Below are 15,903 nucleotides of genomic sequence, written 5' to 3' on the forward strand. Positions count from 1 at the left end.
AACATAGCCAATGGCACGTATTGCTGGTGTAGACATTCCGCGTGACAAACGCGTCGTGATCTCTTTGACGTATATTTTCGGTATCGGAAATACTACGGCTCAGAAGGTTCTTGCAACGACTGGCGTTAATCCGGACACTCGTGTTCGCGATCTAACAGAAGATGAGCTTGGTCGTATTCGTGATGAAATCGACAAAACTGTTAAAGTGGAAGGCGACCTACGTCGTGAAATTTCACTTAACATTAAACGTCTAACTGAAATTGGTTGCTACCGCGGTCTTCGTCACCGTCGTGGTCTTCCTGTTCGTGGTCAACGTACTAAAACAAATGCTCGTACACGTAAAGGTCCTCGTCGTACTGTAGCTAACAAGAAGAAATAAGAAGGGAGGATAAACGATAATGGCTAAAGCTAAAAAAGTCGTTCGTACAAAACGTCGTGATCGTAAAAATATTGATAGCGGCGTAGCGCATATCCGCTCGACATTTAACAACACAATCGTTACAATTACAGATCCGCACGGTAATGCGATTTCCTGGGCAAGTGCAGGTGGTCTAGGCTTCAAAGGATCTCGTAAGAGCACTCCTTTCGCAGCGCAAATGGCTGCTGAATCTGCTGCTAAAGCTGCAATGGAGCATGGCATGAGAACGGTTGAGGTAATGGTTAAAGGTCCTGGCGCAGGGCGTGAAGCTGCTATTCGTTCGCTTCAAGCTGCTGGTTTGGAAGTTAACTTGATCAAGGACGTTACACCAGTTCCGCATAACGGATGCCGTCCACCAAAACGTCGTCGCGTGTAATTTGTAGGCTTGGTGGTATCAAATGGTAACAATCTGTGAATAATGGTTGTGAAGGTTTGGCATACTACGAGGTTTGACATAAAAACGACTTAGGTAACGGAGCGACGTTTGAAGGAGGGTACTATTGTGATTGAGATCGAAAAGCCGAAAATCGAAACCGTAGAATTGAACGACGGAGGCACGTACGGTAAATTCGTTGTTGAGCCGCTAGAACGCGGATACGGCACTACGCTGGGAAATTCGCTTCGTCGAATTTTGTTATCTTCTCTGCCTGGCGCGGCAGTGACATCCGTGCAAATCGACGGTGTTCTGCATGAGTTTTCTACAGTTCCAGGGGTGATCGAGGACGTAACGGAAATCATCCTGAATTTGAAAGGACTCTCGCTGAAAATCCACTCCGATGAAGAAAAGGTATTGGAAATTGACGCTGAAGGAGAAGGTATCGTAACGGCTGGTGATATTCGTGCTGATAGTGATGTCGAGATTTTGAGCCCTGATCTTCACATTGCGACTTTAGCATCTGGTGCACGCCTGCACATGAGAATTTTCGCTAATCGCGGACGTGGCTATGTGCAAGCTGACCGGAACAAAAGCGACGATCAACCGATAGGCGTCATTCCTGTAGATTCAATCTACACGCCCATTACTCGTGTTAATTATAGCGTAGAGAATACTCGTGTAGGTCAAGTGACGAACTATGACAAGCTAACGCTTGAGGTTTGGACTGACGGTAGTATTCGACCAGAAGAGGCAGTTAGCCTTGGAGCTAAAATATTGACAGAGCACTTGGACTTGTTCGTTGGATTAACGGATGAAGCCAAAGATGCGGAAATTATGGTTGAGAAGGAAGAAGACAAGAAAGAAAAAGTGCTTGAGATGACAATCGAAGAGCTTGATCTTTCTGTTCGTTCATACAACTGCTTGAAGCGTGCAGGCATCAATACCGTGCAAGAGCTAATTACGAAGTCTGAAGAGGATATGATGAAGGTGCGCAACCTTGGTCGCAAATCCTTGGAGGAAGTTCAAGAGAAGCTCGAAGAGCTTGGTCTTGGTCTGCGCATGGATGAGTAGAACTTCTCTACTTGAATCGGTGCAGAAAACAGCAAGGGAGGGGAAATCAAAATGGCATACCAAAAATTAGGTCGTGACTCAAGCGCACGTAAAGCTCTTTTCCGTGATCTTGTCACTGACTTGTTCCTATATGAGCGTATTCAAACTACAGAAGCTAAAGCGAAAGAGGTTCGTTCTATCGCTGAAAAGCTAATCACGAAAGCAAAGAAGGGTGACCTTCATGCACGTCGTCAAGTTGCTGCTTACGTACGTCGTGAAACTGTAGATGGCGAGAAAGACGCAATTCAAAAGCTTTTCTCTGAATTGGCATCTCGTTACGCAGAACGCAACGGTGGTTACACGCGTATCCTTAAGCTTGGACCTCGCCGTGGTGACGCTGCTCCTATGGTTTACTTAGAGCTAGTTGACCGTGATTAATTGTGGAAGGTGGGCCTTTAACAGGACCACCTTTTTTTATATGGAGATATGGAAGGTTTAAAAGCTGGACTTTGATGACGATGTGATGCTTCGAAGCTTAGTCGACGGCGAATATAGCATTCATCGGGAGCCTGCGGTGCTCACGTACCAAAAACCGTACGCTGCGCTCCTCATTCCCTAGCTTCATGCTATCTTCTTGGTCCTGAAAGCCCAGCTTTTAAACCCTCATTTGATAGGAAGGTTTAAAAGCTGGGCTTTGATGACGATGTGATGCTTCGAAGCTTAGTCGACGGCGAATATGACGCGCTACCGAAAACTCCGGTGCTCACGTAGGTCTATCTACGCTGCGCTCCTCGTTTTCTAGTATCGCGCCATCTTCTTGGTCCTGAAAGCCCAGCTTCTAAACTTTCATTAGAATTGTAAGTTTAAAAGCTTCTTGAACCACGGAGAAAAAAGCTCCAGCGGAGGAATAGTGCGATTGTGGAAAGCGGAGCGTGTCGCCTTTAAGTTCCGATTCTTCCTTTTCGTCCAATTCGAAGAATCGGAATTTAAACCGCGACTGAAACAACGCACTATTCCGGAGCGATGAAAGGAAATGGAATGATGCGCAACATTTGTATGAAGGTAAGCTATGACGGAACGAAGTTTAATGGATTTCAAGCTCAGCCTAAGGATCGCACTGTGCAAGGAGAGATTGAGCGCGTGCTGAAGATTCTTACGAAGGAAGATATCGTTATCCACGCTTCTGGACGTACAGATGCTGGTGTACATGCACGTGGTCAAGTCTTTCATTTTCTGACTTCCTCTCAAATCCCTGTTGAACGCTTTGCAATTGCGATGAATACACGTTTGCCGGAGGATGTGATGATTTTGGAGGCGCGGGAAATGCCTCTTGATTTCCATGCCAGACATTCGGCTAAGCGCAAAACCTATCGCTACAGCATTGACAACGGCAAATTTCCTGACTTGTTCGGACGGCATTATCGCCTTCATGTTCCTGTGCCGCTCAATCGCGAGGCGATGAGGAAAGCTTTAGCCTGCTTAGTAGGCACACATGACTTTACTTCGTTCACTTCAACGAGATCAACAAAGCCTCATCATGTTCGTACGATCTATGAAGCGAAGCTGATTGAAGAGGGGCAATTTCTGCATATTGAGCTGACAGGCAATGGGTTTACGTATAATATGGTTCGTATTATTACGGGCACGCTGCTGAAGATCGGGCATGGCAAAATAAAGCCCGAACAGATGCGCATCATATTGGAAGGCTGCGATCGAAGTCTCGCAGGTCCAACAGCACAAGCAATCGGGCTTATTCTTATCGATGTTAGCTATAGCTAACGTAACGCTCTATTATGTTGAATCTGATTAGCTATCGTTCTAGCTACATTCAATCAAAATTATTTGAGAGAAAAGTTTCCTGAGCTTGTTTTTACGTCCAGCTCAATCTCGCCATTACCGAAGACACCCTCTATTTTTCTTCTTTCTTCCTTTAGCAATTCGAAGCCAGACTTGGTAATAGAGGTAGTACCAGAGTTTTTCTCATGTGTAACGTAGAGGGAATCAGGCTGCTCCAGAGAAAGCTTTATATTGCCGCTGCTTGTTTCCAGACTGCTGTCACCTGTTAGTTGAACAAGCTCCAGATTAATATTGCCAGAGGAGGCTTGCGCATCAACGCTAGCAGTATCTCCCTCAATTGTAATATTGCCGCTATTTGCTTCGACTGTGACATCATTGGCTGTGAACGATGTAAGCTTCACACTGCCGCTGTTGCTTTCTATATCAATCGTATCTGCGATCAACTGCTCAGCTGAAATACTGCCGCTTAATGTTGATAGGTACAGATCTGCAGTATCCGTATCAGATAACTTAATATTGCCGCTGTTAGCCTCCAGTACAATAGTGGAAGCATGAAAGCCACTGCCTTGAATGTTGCCGCTTTTGTTCTCTACAACAATCTCGTCCATCATATGAGTGGGAACCGTTATTTCCAAGGTTGTGCTAAGAAAACTGAACCATGCAAACCATTTCTTTGGCGAAGTGACCTCTAATGACAAATGATTGTTTTTTAGCTCGCCGCGCACATGACTGGCAATATCATATGATTTATTTGCAGCATCATACAGCTTGAGCTCGATTTCATCACGATCTGTAGGCAACAGCATAACATTGGTGGAGGAGGCCTCTATAGTCAGCTTCTCCAGCTGTGCAGCGTTATAGCTTTGCGAGGCTTGCTCTCCTCGCTCAATTCGGTTGAAAATTCTAAAATCAAATAAATTGGAAAACACGATAAACAGACCGCAAATGATGATCGCGCCACCAATGAGTACTTGCTTTTTCATGAAATAAAACTCCTTCACTACGTTATTATCGATAGTATAGCATACCCGCAATTGAATAGAATCGGACCTATGTTGTAAGCTGAGCTACGTCTCGAGACGGATAAGGAAAAATGCGATAATTACGCGGGTTTATAGGAAAAAGCACTTGATTATTGACCGCTCGTATAGTAAAATATATTTTGTGCTTTCTTAGTGGCTCTCCCACAGCCCCGACTAAGTTTGCAGCTTAACACTTAAACTAACAAATGAAAATCAAACGATTCCGTTGTTATAAACAAGAATAATGTATGAGAATCAAGGAGGAACATCCATGCGTACCACTTATATGGCTAAGCCAAATGAAGTTGAACGTAAATGGCTTTTGATTGACGCTGAGGGTAAAACTCTTGGACGTCTTGCAAGCGAAGCAGCGGCGCTAATTCGCGGTAAACACAAGCCACAATTTACGCCACATCTTGATACTGGCGACTTTGTAATCATCATCAATGCTGACAAAGTTGTATTGACTGGTAACAAATTGGCTGACAAAAAATACTACCGTCACTCTCTATACCCAGGTGGTTTGAAAGTAACTCCTGCTGGTGAAATGTTGAAAAACAAACCAGAGCGTATGATCGAGCTAGCAGTACACGGTATGTTGCCTAAGAACCGTCTTGGCAACAAAATGAAACTTAAACTTAAAGTATATGCAGGTGCGGAACATCCACATCAAGCACAAAACCCTGAAGTTTACGAACTTCGCGGGTAATAAAGAGGAGGACATGTTTCATGGCTCAAGTGCAATACTATGGAACTGGTCGTCGTAAGCACTCTGTTGCACGCGTACGTCTTGTGCCGGGTGAAGGACGAATCATTATTAACAAACGTGATATCAACGAATATTTCGGCTTAGAAACACTTAAGCTTATCGTTAAACAACCTTTGAACCTAACTGATACTCTTGATAAGTACGATGTATTGGTTATTGCTCAAGGTGGAGGTATGTCTGGACAAGCGGGTGCAATCCGTCATGGTATTTCCCGTGCGCTTCTTAAAGCTGATCCGGAATTCCGTCCGTCTTTGAAACGTGCAGGCTTCCTAACACGTGACCCTCGTATGAAAGAGCGTAAAAAATACGGTCTTAAAGCGGCACGTCGTGCGCCTCAGTTCTCAAAACGTTAATATCTCTTGTTTTACACAAGAAATTGGAGCCCTTGGCCTTTATGGTCAGGGGTTTTTATTTTTAAAGTATAAAAGCATGCGTTTTGTACATTTTATAGGTAGGAGGTGAGAATAAATGTACAAGCGCATTGGGCTTGCAGTTGTTAGTACGGCAATTGCTTTGAGCGTTGTCGGCTGTGGCAGAGATATGGACAACTCTACAAGAGAGCTGGATCGCCACATTAATGGTGTAAGAATGCAATCAACTCGCAATGAAAATGATTTTATCGGGCAAAGAGCAGCTCGTAATGATACATCATTGAATGATAGAGACATTGATACAGAGCAGGAAGATTTGCTTCATCATGTACGCAATGTGAATGGCGTTAAGGATGCTACTTTATTTGTCAATGGTAGTGATGTTGTGGTCGGTTTGGATCTTGTCAGCACTGACCAGCGAGCCGAGGTTGAAAATAAAGTAAGAAGAGCTATTGAAGAGACCCGTGCAGACTACAACATTCATATAACCTCAGATGCAGACATGCATGATCGAATCCGTCAAATTAAAGGGCAAATGATTCCGATGGATGGCCATCCGATCCGAAACATGGCAGAGGATATCCGAATTTTATTGGGGGATATGACGCTTTCTGAATCATCACGTTAAGATCGATTCTAAAAAACAAAGCTGCAGCGTAAAGCTTTCGAAAAAGCTTCTGCTGCAGCTTTGTTTTTTAGTAATTTGCTTAGTTAAGTGTATTGTTTTGCGAAAGAATGCTGCTGCTTTGAGAAGGAATTGAGTTAGCATTCGTATATTTCGCAATATTGCTAGTCATTGTGCTTGGATTCAAGGCGCTTTGGCCAGAAGTGATGGAGTTAAGGCCAGTTGAGTTAGAGAAGCTTGTATTGCTTGAACCAATATTGGAATTCATAGTTGAGCTTAGGCCAGAAGTTGAACCAAGGCTTGAGCTGAAGTTAGAGTTTTGGTTTGCAATTGAACCAAGGCTTGAGCCGAAATTGGAGTTTTGGCTTGCAGTTGAGCCAACGTTCGAGCCAAAGTTTTGATTAAAGTTCGAATTTGATTGGTTTTGGAAGTTGCTGTTGGATTGAATTGGGCTTGTGTAGCTAGTTGAGCTAGCAGCATAGCTTGAGGTTGGTCCGGAAACCGATACTTGGTTGCAAAGAGAATTAATTTGCTGCAATTGGTGCATAGCTGTTTGATGGCCTTGCAACGCAGTTTGAATAACTTGTGCAGCATGATGCTCCTTTTGTGCAATTTGCTCAAGCATGCGAGCGTTTTGTTGCTCCTGGTTCAGCAGCTGCTGATATTGTGTAGAAGCCTGTTGTGTTTGCGTCATTAGCTGTTGAACGAGGTGTTCAATTTGAGATAGTTGCTGTCTAGCGTTCATATTTGTTGTGTCGTAAGAATGCGTTGTAAATTGGTTATTCGATTCATACTGGTTATACATGGTGAATCCTCCTTGTTTAATGTAATTTTTGTTACTCGTATAACATTCCCAAAGTGCCAAAATTCATACTGAAACTGGATTGGAATAAAGTTGAAGCATTTGGGGCAAGGAGGAGGTCGATACCACGTGTCACTACAACCGAGTTATGGAAAAGCGTGCGGACCAGCTATGGACGCGTGTGGGCGTAAGGCTGCAGCTTTTCAGCTCGATAGTCCGTTAGCTGATCCTGATCGTTATAGGTGAAAATATGCTCGAGACTATACGTTCCGGCAAGAACATCCGGCAAAAAATATTTAAGATTGTGCGCGACTCCTTCATTTTGCTCATCGAGCACCCAAGCAATATTATGCCACATTAAAATTCCTTCGCTAACTGCCAATGGCGTTGCAAGCTGCTGCTGTTCCTCAGGAAGCTCGCTATAAAATACATACATACCCGAATCATATGACCCACTTACCCAGCGAACGACACCTGCGGGTTGAATAGATGCCTCACTAAGCGTTAAACCGGTTTCTTCATGGATTTCTCTGGCAATGCCTCGCAGTAATGTCTCTCCAGGCTCGAGCTTTCCGCCCACTCCATTCCACAGCCCCATATTAGGCGCCTTGACACGATTGATCAATAACAGCTTGTCCCCTTGTCGAATAAAGCAAATGGTATAGTTAAACATGTGTGAATCTCCATTGTTCGTTTTCACAATACGATCGGCTGCATGTTCTTATGCATATAATACAGTTATCCGATATTCTTTGGCGAATGTCCAGTAGTTTTAATGCGTTCTAGCCGAGCTGTTATTATTGCTTAAAGCTGATGCAATACTGTTGCAAACAGTTTGCTATACGTATTGGATGAGCTAATAAATGTTAGTTATAGATATTGAAGTAAATAATATTAGAAGATATAATGGAGACAGCGTGCCATCATTATTGTCGAGAAATGCGAGGGGAATAGTATGAATTTAATTGAAAAGGAAAAATTGATCGCTGAGCAAGCTGTTGCGCTCGAAACTGCAAGTCCGGAGGAGGTTCTTCGTTTTGCTGTAGAAACCTTCCCTAATATTACATTTGCTTGCAGCTTTGGAGCGGAGGATGTGGTGCTTGTAGATATGCTGCAGCGCGTTAGTCCTACAACAGATATTTTCTACCTTGATACGGATTTTCATTTTAAGGAGACGTATGAGACGCGTGATCGTCTAATCGAGCGTTATCCTGGCATACCATTCGTTCAAGTAAAACCAGCTCTTACACCAGAGCAGCAGGCGGAGCAGCATGGTGATGAGCTATGGAAGGTTGATGCGAATAAATGCTGTAACATTCGCAAGGTAGAGCCGCTTACCCGTATTCTGTCGCAGTATGAAGCCTGGATTACAGGAATTCGTCGCGATCAAGCGCCAACGCGTGCGAATGCGAAAAAGATCGAATATGATACAAAGTTCGGACTTGTTAAATTTAATCCAATTGCAGACTGGACTAATGACGATGTATGGAACTACATTCGCAGCAACAACATCATCTATAATCCATTGCATGACAACAACTACCCAAGCATTGGCTGTGAATATTGCACTCGTCAGGTTATGCCTGGTGAGGATCCACGAGCTGGCAGATGGGCTGGTCAAGAGAAAACGGAGTGCGGTCTTCACAAGTAAGGGGAACTTGTGTAAGGGAAGCTTGTGGCCGTTATAAGCTTAAGGTGAGTTAATCGAAACATGATCTGAAAAAGAAATGTTTTAGGAGGATGGAGATGACAGCAATTAAACCGCATGGCGGCACACTTGTTAATCGAGTTGCAGCAGGAGAAGAACGCGAGCATTTGCTGAAGCAAGCTGCAGGCTATCCAGCTATTGCAGTAAGCCAGTGGACAATTTCTGATATGGATTTAATCGGGGTAGGCGCTTTTTCGCCACTAACCGGATTTTTGACAGAGGAAGACTACCATGCTGTAGTCAACACAATGCGTTTGGCTAACGGCACATTATGGAGCATCCCGATTACTTTGTCCGTTAGTGAGCAGGAGGCGAAAGCCTTAACAGTAGGTCAGCCTGCCGCGCTTGTAGGTGCAGACGGAGTGACGTACGGCGTGATCGACGTTGCCAGCATTTATCGAGTCGACCAAAAGCATGAGGCTGTACAAGTGTTCAAGACGGATGACCTGGAGCATCCGGGCGTCGTTAAGCTGTATGAACGCTCTCCTATTTATGTTGGCGGACAAATTACAGTTTTGAACCGTCCCGTTCCTGAAAAATTTATTGAGTACTACTTTGATCCTGTCCAAACACGCCAATTGTTTGCTGAAAAAGGCTGGAAAAGCGTTGTCGGCTTCCAAACAAGAAATCCAGTTCACCGCGCGCATGAATATATTCAAAAAACGGCGATGGAAATCGTCGATGCACTTTTTCTAAACCCGCTAGTTGGCGAAACAAAATCTGATGATGTTCCGGCGAACGTGCGCATGAAAAGCTATGTCGCTTTGCTGGAAAACTATTACCCGAAAGATCGTGTATTTTTGGGCGTGTTTCCTGCTGCAATGCGCTATGCTGGTCCGCGTGAAGCGATCTTCCATGCGATTGTACGTAAAAACTACGGCTGCACCCATTTTATCGTAGGCCGTGATCATGCCGGAGTGGGCGACTACTACGGCACATACGAGGCTCAGGATTTGCTGCGTTCAATCCCGGCAGAGGATTTGGGCATTACGCCGCTTTATTTTGAGCACAGCTTTTTCTGTACGAGCTGCGGCAACATGGCAACTACGAAAACATGTCCACATGACAAGTCTGCGCATTTAACGTTGTCTGGAACTAAGGTTAGAGCTATGCTGCGCGATGGCGTTTGCCCACCGCCGGAATTTTCTCGTCCAGAAGTAGCGAAGATATTGATTGAAGGCATGTCTGCTGTAAGCAATTAATTGTTTCAAGCCGAGCTGACTGAATCATAAAAGACCATCTTGTCCCATATAATAGAACGACCTGCTTGTTTAGGTTCGTACATTCTAGGAATATGGCTATGAGGTGGTTTTTTTATGCGCAAAATTCGTAAACGTTTCATTGTTTGGCTATCGCCTAAAAGTAAGCTGCGTCTTATGGTAGGAGTCTGCTTAATTGTTGTCGCTGTTGTTCTGCTCAGCCGTGGAGTTCCTGGCAGCAGCACATGGCCAGTCTGGAGTATGCCGCTATCCGGCATGACCATTGCGATAGATGCTGGTCATGGTGGAGTTGACGGCGGGGCAGTTAGCAAAAGCGGAGCGATCGAAAAGGATCTGAGCTTGTCGATTGCCTTGTACTTGAGAGATTACTTGCAGCAAGCTGGTGCGATTGTCGTCATGACGCGTGAGGGCGATTATGATTTGGCTAATGAACATACACGCTCCTACAGCAAGCGCAAAACAGAGGATTTAATGAAGCGGGTCGCAGTGCTGCAGGAGGCTAATCCGGAAATGCTGATCAGTATTCATATGAATAGCATTCCTTCGGAAAAGTGGTCGGGTGCTCAAACCTTCTACCATAAAACTGCGATTAAGCAAAGCGAGGAGCTTGCACGTTCTATTCAAGAGCAGCTAAAGGTCAATTTGCAAAACACAGAGCGCGAGGCAGCAACGGTTGAGACGATTTACATTTTGAAATCCATGCAGCATATACCGGCAGCTTTAGTGGAGGTAGGCTTCTTGTCAAATCCGCGAGAGTCACAATTGCTCGTAGATGCGCAGTACCAGCGGACAGTCGCTGCTTCGATCTACAAGGGCATTTTGCAGCATATTACGGCGAATACTGATCAGGAGCAGACGGAATAGTAACGTTAATTACAAATGATAAAGTTTGCATGAAATACTTCACATCTCTCTGCAAATTGCCTATGCTATAAAGAGTAGACCGTAAGCGATTAGAAATTAGGCTTTTTGAACACAGATGTGAAAAGGTGGGATTATCGATGTCGATCACGCGTGAAGAAGTCATTCAAACGATTGAAGCTGTTCTCGCGTCGCAATATGGCGCTGCTCAAATAAGCTTTCGTGATGTAATGGTGCGCAACAATCAAGTATCTGTAACGATTTTAGGAGCTGCCAGTGAACAACAGCCGGCAATTGAGGCGCTGCTGCTGGATGCTTTGAAGGAAGCTGGCGCTGCCGCCCTATACTGTCGCTTCCGTGACGGAGGAGCAGCAGCTGTCAACTCTTCTCCGGCGCAAAAGCAGCCTTCTTCCGGACAGACTGGACAACAAGAGCAACAGCAGGTTAAAGGCCACGGCGCAGATTTGCAAAGCTCCCTGCTTGGTGAGAATAGCAAAACGCAATTTATTGCCATTGCTTCAGGAAAAGGCGGTGTCGGCAAATCAACGGTTACCGTAAACCTTGCAGCTGCATTGGCACGAAGCGGGAAGCGCGTAGGCATTATCGACGCTGATATTTATGGCTTTAGCGTTCCTGATATGATGGGCATTGAAGAGCGGCCGGAGGTTGTTAATGAACGGGTTATCCCGATTGAACGCTTTGGCGTAAAGGTGATCTCGATGGGCTTTTTTGTCGAAGATAATAGCCCTATCGTTTGGCGTGGACCTATGCTTGGCAAAATGCTGCGCAACTTCTTCCAGGAAATTGAATGGGGCGAGCTAGATTATATGCTGCTTGACTTGCCGCCAGGAACCGGCGATGTAGCGCTTGATGTACATCAAATGATTCCGCAAAGCAAGGAAATTATTGTAACAACTCCGCACGCAACAGCGGCATTTGTAGCGGCTCGAGCTGGTGCGATGGCGATTAAGACAAGCCATGAAATTATTGGCGTTGTAGAAAATATGGCCTATTTCGAATCAAAGCTGACAGGTGAGCGCGAATACGTATTTGGCAGAGGCGGCGGCGGCAAGCTGGCCGAGACGCTTCATTGCGAGCTATTGGCACAAATTCCGCTGGAATCGCCTGACAACCATCCGCTTGATCCTAATTTTTCACCTAGCGTATTTGCCGAAGATACACATGTTGGCGGCTTATACCTGGAGCTGGCGCAAAAAGTTATTAGCTCCTGTGAGCAGGCGTAAACCATCTAAAACAATAAGCTCCTCAGCGACCATAGCTGCCGCCGGGAGCTTATTTGAATTAGGACGTTTTTTCTGATTCGCCCGAGGATGATTCCTTATCGGATGAATTGGATTCATTGCTGCTTTGTTGCTTTTCTTCGCCCGAGCCTCCGCTTTGCTCCTGCGGCTTGACTGCAAGCTCTTCGGCAATCGCCTTTCTCATTAGCTCAAACATTTGCATGCGGAATATAGGATTATTTAACGAATCCTGCATCAAGCTCATCAATTCCTTGCGGTACTCTGAGCCTTTGATCACCTTCAAAATGACTTTGTTCAGATCCTCTGACTGAAATGCCTCGACTAGCCCTTCCTGGTACTGTGGATCCTTAATAAGCTCCACATGAATATCTTTATTCAGCTCATTGACAGCTTTGGAAAATTCACCAGCAAATTTGGGATCTGTCATTAATGATTTCAAAACTTTGTCGTATTCTGGTGAAAGCAGCACATCTTTTACTGCCAAACGAATTTGCTCTTGATCCTGAACATTAAGCATGGATGAGCTTTGCGCGGTGTAGCCTGATTGGGTGCTCATCGATTCCTGCAGCGCTTTTTGAGCATCCTCTGTTTTCAAAATATCGATCACCATAGACTTCATATCCTTATAAGTCATGCCTGATGATTCGCCGCCACCGCCACCGCCGCCCATCGCACAGCTTGTCAGAAGCAAGATGGAGACTGCGAGCATAGACACAACGTAAAGATGTCGCTTCATTAAGAACCCCCCTTGGGATAAGAGTTGGAGTTGTATCTATAGCATGCGCAATGTTTAAGGTTTTATCATGCTTCTTGTTAGCATTTTTGTGTGAACGTGGTAAAATACAGTTAAATGGACTTTGAATAAGATTCAGGAGGAACAGACGCAGTGACACTTAGAAAATGGTTTTTCTTGTTTTGGAGTACAATGGCGGTTGGCGCTGTTGTATGTATGGTGGGCGGATTAATCATGTTGCTGACCGACCAGGAATTTGGCTTTCTCGGCTTTAAAGCAACAGGATTTAACTTATTGATGATGTTTCTTGCAGGGATTACGATCGGGGCTTTCAGTCAAATGGGATTTTTCGCATACTTAACCTTGAATTACATCGCCTTAAGCGTGTTCCGCAAAAAGTATTTATGGAACGCACTGCAAGGCTATACAACATTATTTGCAGTTATTTTGATGGGCTATCTATTGTATGAAGGGCGGACGAATAACTGGTTTTTCTGGTTGCTGCCACTCTGCTTGTTGATCCTGTCAGTAGCTGCGGCATGGATTAAGGTCAAGCAAACCAATCGCTCGGCTTTCATCCCGACGATGTTTTTAATGTTTGTTGTAACCGCAATTGAAGGCTACCCAGCACTTCAAGGCGATAATAATGTAGCGACGATCATATTTATGCTGCTTCCATTATTTGCATGCAATTTTTATCAAAATTATCAAATGGCAAAGCTTACAGCAGCAGATACAGCCGATTCTGCCAATGTTTCAGCAAAAACGGCTGTATAAGTCTTATATCAGTATGGTTCAATAACGCAAGGCCGATTATACATGCATGCTTAAGGTTGATGGAATCTTATGAGCTTGTAACCGATCGGCCTTGCGTTTCCGTTTGGGTAAGAAGCTCAGAGACAGAAAGGAAGCTGTATCCTTTTTCGCGCAGCTGATCGATTATAATCGGCAGCGCAAGATGAGTTTGTTTGGCCGAATCGCTTGCATGCATAAGAATAATATCTCCAGGATGAGCACGTGAAATGACGCGATCGGCAATTTTTTCTGTCCCGATACTAAGCCAATCCATGGAGTCGGTATCCCATTGAATAACCTGATACTGCAGCTCGCTGGCAATTTTGAGCACGCGCTTGTCGAAATCTCCATTAGGCAATCGAATCAAGTTGGGACTGGTGCCTGTTACATCTGAAATAATATTATGAGCTGTAGAAATTTGACTGCGAATCTCATCGTCGGTTAATGTGGAATAATTGTCATGCTTATGGCCATGGCTGCCGATTTCATAGCCGGCCTCTTGAATTTTTTTGACTAGCTCAGGATGCTGCTGGCTCCACAGTGAGGATACAAAAAAGGTCGCTGATTTAACATCCTTTTCTTTCAGCACTTCCAATATAGGCTCAAGTCTTTTGTCACCCCAGCTAATGTCAAACGTTAAAGCTACTACATTTTGTTCGGTTGGCACATTATAAATGGCGACAGGCTGTTGTGGTGCGAATACAGTTATATTGTCCCGCTCGGTATAAATAACTCCAATTGCAAATACAAGCGCGACCGCTAGAAAAAAGTACTTCTTTATTTTTTTGCCCGAAATTACAAAAAATGAATTCATGATCATTAATCTCCTCTCTTTTTGCCGTAGGTGATGCCAGACAGCTTGGCACATGTATTAGTACAATCTATGCTCGTACAAAAAAGTTATTCTATGTTTTATTTAATGAGGTGGACAAAATGTTTAAGCTACGCAGTGTATGGCAGGATTTGAAGCAAACATCACAGTTTATTGCAATCGCATTTGTCATTTTTGCCGTTAGTATTTATATAGGAATTACTAATGATAGCTTTACAGTGTTTTTGAATACGCAAATTGAGGCGATGAGAGGAATGGTTGAGCAGCTCGATCAAAGCAGCAACCCTACTTTATCAACAATGGTATTCATCTTTCTGAATAATGCGATCAAATCGGTTATGGTTATTTTCCTCGGCGCATTTTTTGGTATTTTTCCTGTGTTTTTTCTAGCTGTTAACGGTTTAATCATCGGTTATATCGTAAAGTTGACATTGGACGGTCAGATGTTGATCTCGCTATTTGATCTTATAGTGAAGACGCTGCTGCCGCATGGCATATTAGAAATTCCGGCGCTTATTCTTGTCGCTGCGTATGGCTTGCGTCTAGGCAAGCTGCTGTTTAGTACAATGGGAGCTTTAATTATGAACCATAACAAATTGGATCAGATTGGCCTGCAGTATAAGGAAACGTTAAAGCGCTGCGCTGTAATGGCGGTATACGCAACCTTGCTGCTGCTTGTTGCTTCCATTATCGAAAGCACATTTACGATGTGGCTTGCTTCAACGATAAAATAAGAGCAGGCATACGTATTAAAAACGATTAATATTGACCATAACAATAAGACGGTGATAAGCATCGTCTTTTTTTTGATGCTTATGAAGCTAAACAAGATTGAAGGAGGAGCCGAATTCATGCTTGGAATGCTGTTTAATGATAGAGAATGCAAAGAGCTGGATTATGTACTGCGCAAGGAACTGGATGAGATGCTCTTGGATCTTAGCGACAACAGACTGGATGGGGAAATACGCAAATCCATTGCTAAGCGATATAAAATCATATTTAGAATGTACGCCCGAATCGCCTCGCCAAAGCAGCTGTCAAAGTATGCTCTTAACATTAGAACATTGAAATAAATGCTTATATAATAGGGGCGAACAGCATTTAAAATAAAAAAAGTGAAAAAAGTTTAAAAAGGGGGTTGCATTATGGGCGCCCCCTATGATATATTATTTCTTGTCGCCGCGAGAGATTGCTGGTGACGAGGGAAAAGAAATTGATCCTTGAAAACTGAACAACGAGTAAGAACTGCCATCAATGTTGCC

At 44.2% G+C, this 15,903-nt stretch carries 20 protein-coding genes; 15 read left to right on the forward strand and 5 right to left on the reverse strand.

What is annotated here, in order from left to right:
- Nucleotides 1–10: 10 nt before the first annotated feature.
- The 5 genes from rpsM to truA all read left to right on the forward strand — a co-directional run bounded on the left by rpsM (nucleotide 11) and on the right by truA (nucleotide 3,623).
- Nucleotides 11–379: a 30S ribosomal protein S13 gene (gene rpsM, locus KJS52_RS26085; protein WP_213520409.1), complete on the forward strand. Its 369-nt coding sequence runs from the start codon at nucleotides 11–13 to the stop codon at nucleotides 377–379.
- Between the two features lie 19 nt (nucleotides 380–398).
- Nucleotides 399–794 carry a 30S ribosomal protein S11 gene (gene rpsK, locus KJS52_RS26090; RefSeq protein ID WP_213520411.1) on the forward strand — a complete coding sequence of 132 codons (396 nt, stop codon included), beginning with the start codon at nucleotides 399–401 and terminating at the stop codon, nucleotides 792–794.
- Nucleotides 795–920: 126 nt separating this feature from the next.
- On the forward strand, nucleotides 921–1,865 hold the full coding sequence (locus tag KJS52_RS26095; RefSeq protein WP_213520413.1) for a DNA-directed RNA polymerase subunit alpha: 945 nt from the start codon (nucleotides 921–923) through the stop codon (nucleotides 1,863–1,865).
- Between the two features lie 51 nt (nucleotides 1,866–1,916).
- The gene (gene rplQ, locus KJS52_RS26100; RefSeq protein WP_213520415.1) at nucleotides 1,917–2,282 is read left to right on the forward strand and encodes a 50S ribosomal protein L17; all 366 of its coding nucleotides are present in this window, start codon (nucleotides 1,917–1,919) and stop codon (nucleotides 2,280–2,282) included.
- A gap of 603 nt (nucleotides 2,283–2,885) precedes the next feature.
- Nucleotides 2,886–3,623: a tRNA pseudouridine(38-40) synthase TruA gene (gene truA, locus KJS52_RS26105; protein WP_213520417.1), complete on the forward strand. Its 738-nt coding sequence runs from the start codon at nucleotides 2,886–2,888 to the stop codon at nucleotides 3,621–3,623.
- 59 nt (nucleotides 3,624–3,682) lie between these two features.
- Here truA and KJS52_RS26110 read toward each other — a convergent pair whose 3' ends face one another.
- Nucleotides 3,683–4,624 carry a DUF4097 family beta strand repeat-containing protein gene (locus tag KJS52_RS26110; protein ID WP_213520419.1) on the reverse strand — a complete coding sequence of 314 codons (942 nt, stop codon included), beginning with the start codon at nucleotides 4,622–4,624 and terminating at the stop codon, nucleotides 3,683–3,685.
- Nucleotides 4,625–4,934: 310 nt separating this feature from the next.
- On the opposite strand from KJS52_RS26110, the gene rplM reads away from it, so the two are divergent.
- From rplM to KJS52_RS26125, 3 genes are all read left to right on the forward strand, one after another.
- Nucleotides 4,935–5,372, forward strand: coding sequence for a 50S ribosomal protein L13 (gene rplM, locus KJS52_RS26115; RefSeq protein ID WP_213520420.1), 438 nt, complete (start codon nucleotides 4,935–4,937; stop codon nucleotides 5,370–5,372).
- Nucleotides 5,373–5,392: 20 nt separating this feature from the next.
- Entirely contained in the window at nucleotides 5,393–5,785 is a 393-nt protein-coding gene (rpsI, locus tag KJS52_RS26120; RefSeq protein WP_213520422.1) for a 30S ribosomal protein S9, read from the forward strand.
- A 115-nt stretch (nucleotides 5,786–5,900) separates the two neighbouring features.
- Complete coding sequence (locus KJS52_RS26125; protein ID WP_213520424.1) at nucleotides 5,901–6,431, forward strand: YhcN/YlaJ family sporulation lipoprotein; 531 nt, start codon at nucleotides 5,901–5,903, stop codon at nucleotides 6,429–6,431.
- 79 nt (nucleotides 6,432–6,510) lie between these two features.
- On the opposite strand, the gene KJS52_RS27860 is transcribed toward KJS52_RS26125, so the two are convergent.
- On the reverse strand, nucleotides 6,511–7,233 hold the full coding sequence (locus KJS52_RS27860; RefSeq protein ID WP_213520426.1) for a hypothetical protein: 723 nt from the start codon (nucleotides 7,231–7,233) through the stop codon (nucleotides 6,511–6,513).
- Between the two features lie 166 nt (nucleotides 7,234–7,399).
- Complete coding sequence (locus tag KJS52_RS26135; protein ID WP_213520427.1) at nucleotides 7,400–7,903, reverse strand: NUDIX hydrolase; 504 nt, start codon at nucleotides 7,901–7,903, stop codon at nucleotides 7,400–7,402.
- Between the two features lie 282 nt (nucleotides 7,904–8,185).
- Between KJS52_RS26135 and KJS52_RS26140 the strand changes: the two genes are divergently transcribed.
- From KJS52_RS26140 to salA, 4 genes are all read left to right on the forward strand, one after another.
- Nucleotides 8,186–8,881, forward strand: coding sequence for a phosphoadenylyl-sulfate reductase (locus tag KJS52_RS26140; RefSeq protein WP_213520429.1), 696 nt, complete (start codon nucleotides 8,186–8,188; stop codon nucleotides 8,879–8,881).
- 95 nt (nucleotides 8,882–8,976) lie between these two features.
- Nucleotides 8,977–10,140: a sulfate adenylyltransferase gene (sat, locus tag KJS52_RS26145; protein ID WP_213520431.1), complete on the forward strand. Its 1,164-nt coding sequence runs from the start codon at nucleotides 8,977–8,979 to the stop codon at nucleotides 10,138–10,140.
- A 114-nt stretch (nucleotides 10,141–10,254) separates the two neighbouring features.
- Nucleotides 10,255–11,022, forward strand: a complete 768-nt coding sequence (cwlD, locus tag KJS52_RS26150) for an N-acetylmuramoyl-L-alanine amidase CwlD (RefSeq protein WP_213520433.1) — start codon at nucleotides 10,255–10,257, stop codon at nucleotides 11,020–11,022.
- A 137-nt stretch (nucleotides 11,023–11,159) separates the two neighbouring features.
- Entirely contained in the window at nucleotides 11,160–12,263 is a 1,104-nt protein-coding gene (gene salA / locus KJS52_RS26155) for an iron-sulfur carrier protein/transcriptional regulator SalA (protein WP_246563950.1), read from the forward strand.
- Nucleotides 12,264–12,321: 58 nt separating this feature from the next.
- Here salA and gerD read toward each other — a convergent pair whose 3' ends face one another.
- On the reverse strand, nucleotides 12,322–13,017 hold the full coding sequence (gerD, locus tag KJS52_RS26160; protein WP_213520435.1) for a spore germination lipoprotein GerD: 696 nt from the start codon (nucleotides 13,015–13,017) through the stop codon (nucleotides 12,322–12,324).
- 150 nt (nucleotides 13,018–13,167) lie between these two features.
- On the opposite strand from gerD, the gene KJS52_RS26165 reads away from it, so the two are divergent.
- Entirely contained in the window at nucleotides 13,168–13,791 is a 624-nt protein-coding gene (locus KJS52_RS26165) for a KinB-signaling pathway activation protein (RefSeq protein WP_246563951.1), read from the forward strand.
- 67 nt (nucleotides 13,792–13,858) lie between these two features.
- Here the strand turns inward: KJS52_RS26165 and pdaB are convergent, their stop codons facing one another.
- Nucleotides 13,859–14,623 carry a polysaccharide deacetylase family sporulation protein PdaB gene (gene pdaB / locus KJS52_RS26170; RefSeq protein ID WP_213520437.1) on the reverse strand — a complete coding sequence of 255 codons (765 nt, stop codon included), beginning with the start codon at nucleotides 14,621–14,623 and terminating at the stop codon, nucleotides 13,859–13,861.
- A 119-nt stretch (nucleotides 14,624–14,742) separates the two neighbouring features.
- On the opposite strand from pdaB, the gene KJS52_RS26175 reads away from it, so the two are divergent.
- Both KJS52_RS26175 and KJS52_RS26180 read left to right on the forward strand, forming a co-directional pair.
- Nucleotides 14,743–15,375: a stage II sporulation protein M gene (locus KJS52_RS26175; RefSeq protein ID WP_213520439.1), complete on the forward strand. Its 633-nt coding sequence runs from the start codon at nucleotides 14,743–14,745 to the stop codon at nucleotides 15,373–15,375.
- 117 nt (nucleotides 15,376–15,492) lie between these two features.
- Nucleotides 15,493–15,714: a hypothetical protein gene (locus KJS52_RS26180; RefSeq protein WP_213520441.1), complete on the forward strand. Its 222-nt coding sequence runs from the start codon at nucleotides 15,493–15,495 to the stop codon at nucleotides 15,712–15,714.
- Nucleotides 15,715–15,903: the final 189 nt, after the last annotated feature.

It is taken from the genome of Paenibacillus montaniterrae (assembly GCF_018403185.1).
Taxonomy (GTDB): Bacteria; Bacillota; Bacilli; order Paenibacillales; family Paenibacillaceae; genus Pristimantibacillus; species Pristimantibacillus montaniterrae.